This window comes from Mycobacterium sp. TH-M11, from assembly GCF_057473725.1.
In genome coordinates, this window is the sequence record NZ_JBYCLD010000210.1 from 1 (window position 1) to 4,809 (window position 4,809).

General features: G+C 65.8%; 5 protein-coding genes and 1 pseudogene. 4 read left to right on the forward strand and 2 right to left on the reverse strand.

Annotated features, from left to right (window positions below):
• Nucleotides 1-2: 2 nt before the first annotated feature.
• The 4 genes and pseudogenes from AC2VOG_RS09080 to AC2VOG_RS09095 form a co-directional block, all read left to right on the forward strand.
• Nucleotides 3-311: pseudogene (locus AC2VOG_RS09080) on the forward strand (FHA domain-containing protein); the annotation flags it as partial.
• 202 nt (nucleotides 312-513) lie between these two features.
• Nucleotides 514-1,014: a ribonuclease FAU-1 family protein gene (locus AC2VOG_RS09085; RefSeq protein ID WP_486939580.1), complete on the forward strand. Its 501-nt coding sequence runs from the start codon at nucleotides 514-516 to the stop codon at nucleotides 1,012-1,014.
• 131 nt (nucleotides 1,015-1,145) lie between these two features.
• Nucleotides 1,146-1,622, forward strand: coding sequence for a DNA polymerase ligase N-terminal domain-containing protein (locus AC2VOG_RS09090; RefSeq protein WP_486939581.1), 477 nt, complete (start codon nucleotides 1,146-1,148; stop codon nucleotides 1,620-1,622).
• Between the two features lie 11 nt (nucleotides 1,623-1,633).
• Nucleotides 1,634-2,047 carry a hypothetical protein gene (locus AC2VOG_RS09095; RefSeq protein ID WP_486939582.1) on the forward strand — a complete coding sequence of 138 codons (414 nt, stop codon included), beginning with the start codon at nucleotides 1,634-1,636 and terminating at the stop codon, nucleotides 2,045-2,047.
• Here the strand turns inward: AC2VOG_RS09095 and coaE are convergent.
• Complete coding sequence (gene coaE, locus AC2VOG_RS09100) at nucleotides 2,031-3,245, reverse strand: dephospho-CoA kinase (protein ID WP_486939583.1); 1,215 nt, start codon at nucleotides 3,243-3,245, stop codon at nucleotides 2,031-2,033. The two genes, AC2VOG_RS09095 and coaE, sit on opposite strands and share 17 nt — an antisense overlap.
• A gap of 78 nt (nucleotides 3,246-3,323) precedes the next feature.
• Nucleotides 3,324-4,763: a 30S ribosomal protein S1 gene (rpsA, locus tag AC2VOG_RS09105; RefSeq protein ID WP_486939584.1), complete on the reverse strand. Its 1,440-nt coding sequence runs from the start codon at nucleotides 4,761-4,763 to the stop codon at nucleotides 3,324-3,326.
• Nucleotides 4,764-4,809: the final 46 nt, after the last annotated feature.

Here is a 4,809-nt window from a genome sequence, read left to right on the forward strand (position 1 = left end):
CCATTCTGACCGTGTGGCACAACGGGTCGCAACGTACCTTCACCGCGGGTCATGACGTCATCATCGGACGCGACCTGCGCGCCGACGTCCGCGTCGCCGATCCGCGAATCTCTCGGGCCCATCTGATCCTGCGGTTCGAACAGGGCAAGTGGATTGGCATCGACAACGGTTCGGTCAACGGCACATTTGTCAACCGCTACCGCCGCCCAGTGATCGGCATCCATGATGGGCAGAGCGTCAACGTCGGCAACGCGCGCGGACCGCGGCTAAGGTTCGAGATCGGAGCGCGCCGCGGCGCGGGCGGGTGGCCCGTGCAGCGGACTATGACGTGGTCGACGCCGGTGCGGTCCGAGCCGCCGGCTCCACCACCTCGCCCGGCGCCGTCGCTCTCCCCGTCGGAGCAAAAGACGACCGCGCGGGCTGGACGTCCGTCCGCCGGTCTACCACCAGACCAGGTGACGGCGGCCTACGCCTGCCTCGTCCGCTGGAAACTGCGGCTCAGGCGCTGACGCGATGCACCCGCCCAAGCGCGAGACGTTCGACCTCAGAGCCCGCACCAACACCGATCCCAAAGGCGTCGTGCGGGCAGTTGACGAATACGCCGTGCGGCCGTGGGGGCTCTACCTGGCCCGCCCAACCCCCGGCCGCGCCGAGTTCCACTACCTCGAGTCGTGGCTGCTGCCGTCACTGGGGTTGCGCGCCACGGTCTTTCACCGTAGTCCTGGCCACGAACGCGATTACGACTTCTACCTCGACGTCGGCGAATACACAATGGGCCCGCAGCGCTGGACATCGGAAGACCATTACCTCGACATGGAGGTTCGCACCCACGCCGGGGTCGATGTGACCGATATTGACGAACTGCTCGACGCCGTCCGGCACGGTCTGCTGACGCCCGAGGCCGGCGAGTTGGCCGTACGCAGGGTACTGCACGCCGTGGACGGCTTGGCTCGCAACAACTACGACCTCACCGCGTGGCTGGCCAGCGAGGGTATGCCCGTCGAATGGCGCTGACCTCGGCGGTGTGGTCTCGCTTTTCGCGCGTTCGATCAGCGTCTCCAACAGTGCCCGGCCGTGCGCGACCCGAACGTGCCTTGCGGGCGTTGCCGGTTTTCCGGGCGGGGTCAGGCGGGTATGGAGCATTGATGGGTTTGAGTAATCGCCGGCCTCGTCGGCACACCGGGCGGAGCATCGCACCTCGGCGGCGTGGCCAAGGACCGTGTTTCGTCGTCCAGCACCACGAGAAACGCGACGACCGCTTCGACTTGCGCCTCGAGATCGACGGCGTCCTGGTGTCGTGGGCGATCCCCCGCGGGCCGGACGCGAACCCGCAGAACCAGAGAATGGCACGGCGCATCGCCGATCATCCGCTGGACCAATCCGGCATCGAGGTCGACGACGATGTCACCGTCTTGGATCACGGCACCTACGCAAACACCACCGGACACGAGATGGCGACGTGCCTGCGGCGCGGGCATCTGGCGGTCTTGCTGAACGGCCAGAAAATGCACGGCGGCTACGCATTGACCCGCGTTCGCGAAGGCGAAGACGAGACATGGTTGCTGGTCAAGCGTCGCGACGGGGCTACCGATGCGGTCAACCGGTTCAAGCGCGAACGGTAATCTGTGCGGTCATGGGCATTGTGCACAGATGGATGGCAGTCGCCGCGGCGGTTACCTGTGCGCCGCTGATACCCGCCACCGCGCGGGCCGACTTGCACAACATCACCTACATCGCTCGCGTCGACGGCGTGGCGCCTGGCAGTGTCGCTACCTTCATCACCGCCGACAACCAAACCAACATGGCGCAACTGGGTACGTTGCCGGGTAGTTCATTTCAGGCCAACGCGGTGCTACCCGACCCGCACCACGCCGGGATGCAGATTGCGGTCAAGTGGCCGTATTCGGCGAATGTGCATTGCGAAATCGATGTCGACGACCAGGTGTTTGTCCAGGTCGACCAGATGGCCCGGCCGACTCCGGGCAGCACCGACCCGATGAACGGCGTGGTGGCCTGTGGAGCGCCACTGCCTATTCCGGCTGTCTAGGCCGCCAGTTCGTCGTGTCCGCCCAGGCCCAGGCCTCGCGGTAGGCGTGGCCGAACCACGGCTCCTTCGCGACGTCGCCTGGGAGGTCGCCGGTCCGCTGCGCTGCGCGCTTGACAGCCAAATACCCTTCCCGCGCCTCAGGGTTGGCGCTCAGCCAGTCGACGAACAGCAAGGCGAACTGCTGATTGGGCCAGCCGTCCACCCGGAGATGGACGAGCGTCGGCCTACCGGGGTCGGCTGATGCATGAATCCGCTGCTGCCACCGCGATTTATCGTCGATGTGGTCGAACTCCGCGATGGTGCTGCGGGCATCCGGTTTGCTCCGGTCGGAGCTGATCGGCCGGCGTACATACCCCGCGTTGGTCAACGTCTCGGCCAGCGCGTCCGCGTCGGCCAGCGAAGCGACCGTCACCTGCATGTCGATGACATCCTTGGCGTGCATCCCCGGCACCGCCGTCGACCCGATGTGGTCAATGCGAACGGCGCGGTGCCCGCACGCCGTTTTCAGCCGGGCCTCGATGCGCCGGGCCTGATCCGGCCAGGACGAGTCGTAGGGCACCAGGGCCGGCCGCGCGTCGGCCGGCTCGCCGGCATCGAGATTGTGCGCGAACGGCAGGATGCGCTGCCGCCACAGGACCCGCGCCTGCTCGACCAATTCATCTGCGCTGCCGCTGTTGTCGAGCCAGACATCGGCGACCGCGCGCCGCTGTTCTTCGGTGGCCTGCGCAGCGATCCGAGCCCGAGCGTCCTTCTCGCTGAACCCGCGGTGCTCGATCAGGCGCTTCAGTCGCAGGTCTTCGTCGGCGTTCACGATGATGACGATGGGGAACATCGGCGCCATCCCGGATTCCACCAGCAGCGGAATGTCCTCCACGATCACGGCGTCGGGCGCGGCGGCGGCAATCAGTTCCGACCGTCGCTGCCCGACCAGCGGATGCACGATGCCATTCAACGTCTGGCGCTTCTCCTCGTCGCTGAACGCGATCGCGGCCAACGCCGGCCGGTTGAGCGAGCCGTCCTCAGACAGGATCTGCTCACCGAACGCCTCGACCAGCTTGGCCAGGCCCGCGGTGCCGGGCTCGACGACTTCGCGAGCGATCACGTCGCCGTCGACGACGATTCCGCCGAGGTCGCTGAACGTCGCGGACACGGTCGACTTCCCGGCGCCGATACCACCGGACAGGCCAATGCGCAGCACCGCACCAGTGTGTCAGGACGCCGGGACGACGAACGCCCCGACTCGTGGGGAGCCGGGGCGTTCGTGAGGGTTTGACTGTTAGGCGCTGCCTGCCAGCTTCTCCCGCAGAGCGGCGAGCTGCGCGTCGCTGGCCAGCGAGCCACCGCTGGGTGCGTCGTCGCTCGACGAGCTGCTGGACTGCGGGCGGGCGGCCTCCTCGGCCTCGGCAGCGGCGAACTTCTCCATCTGCGCGGTGTGCATCTTGTGCCGACGCTCGGCCTCGGCGTAGCGGGCCTCCCACTCGGTGCGCTGGGTGTCGAAACCTTCGAGCCACTCGTTGGTTTCGGCGTCGAAGCCCTCGGGGAAGATGTAGTTGCCCTGGTCGTCGTAGCTGTCCGCCATGCCGTACTTCGCCGGGTCGAATTCCTCGGTGTAGTCCTCGTTGGCCTGCTTGAGGCTCAGCGAGATCCGACGACGCTCCAGGTCGATGTCGATGACCTTGACCATCGCGTCGTCGCCGACGGCGACAACCTGGTCGGGCACCTCGACGTGGCGCTCCGCCAACTCGGAGATGTGCACCAGGCCTTCGATGCCCTCTTCGACGCGGACGAACGCACCGAACGGCACCAGCTTGGTGACCTTGCCCGGCACGATCTGGCCGATGGCGTGAGTGCGGGCGAAGTGCCGCCACGGGTCTTCCTGAGTGGCTTTGAGCGACAGCGAAACCCGCTCGCGGTCCATGTCGACGTCGAGCACCTCGACGGTGACCTCGTCGCCAACCTGGACGACCTCGGACGGATGGTCGATGTGCTTCCAACTCAGCTCGGAGACGTGCACCAGACCGTCGACACCGCCGAGGTCGACGAACGCACCGAAGTTGACGATCGAGGACACCACACCCTTGCGGATGGCCCCCTTGGTCAGCTGGTTGAGGAATTCGCTGCGCACCTCGGACTGAGTCTGCTCCAGCCAAGCCCGGCGGGACAGCACCACGTTGTTGCGGTTCTTGTCCAGCTCGATGATCTTGGCTTCGATCTCCTTGCCGATGTAGGGCTGCAGATCGCGGACGCGGCGCATCTCCACCAGCGACGCAGGCAGGAACCCACGCAGGCCGATGTCGAGGATCAGACCACCCTTGACGACCTCGATGACGGTGCCCTTGACGGCCTCGTCCTTCTCCTTGAGCGCCTCGATGGTGCCCCAGGCGCGCTCGTACTGAGCACGCTTCTTGGACAGGATCAGCCGGCCTTCTTTGTCCTCTTTGGTGAGGACCAGGGCTTCGACTTCATCGCCTACGGAAACGACCTCGTTGGGGTCGACGTCGTGCTTGATAGACAGCTCGCGGGAAGGGATGACGCCTTCGGTCTTGTAGCCGATGTCGAGGAGAACCTCGTCCCGGTCGACCTTGACGATGGTCCCTTCGACGATGTCGCCATCGTTGAAGTACTTGATTGTTTTATCGATGGCGGCGAGAAAATCCTCGCTCGAGCCAATGTCGTTGATGGCTACTTGCGGCGAGGTGACGGTGGGACTCGGCATATTGTTGGGTTGCTCCGGACAGGTTGAAGTCGTAGGGACAAGTGCT

Coding starts and splice junctions, on each gene's coding strand:
- AC2VOG_RS09085 (WP_486939580.1), top strand. CDS start 514: ATGCACCCGCCCAAGCGCGAGACGTTCGACCTCAGAGCCCGCACCAAC.
- AC2VOG_RS09090 (WP_486939581.1), top strand. CDS start 1,146: ATGGGTTTGAGTAATCGCCGGCCTCGTCGGCACACCGGGCGGAGCATC.
- AC2VOG_RS09095 (WP_486939582.1), top strand. CDS start 1,634: ATGGGCATTGTGCACAGATGGATGGCAGTCGCCGCGGCGGTTACCTGT.
- rpsA (WP_486939584.1), bottom strand. CDS start 4,763: ATGCCGAGTCCCACCGTCACCTCGCCGCAAGTAGCCATCAACGACATT.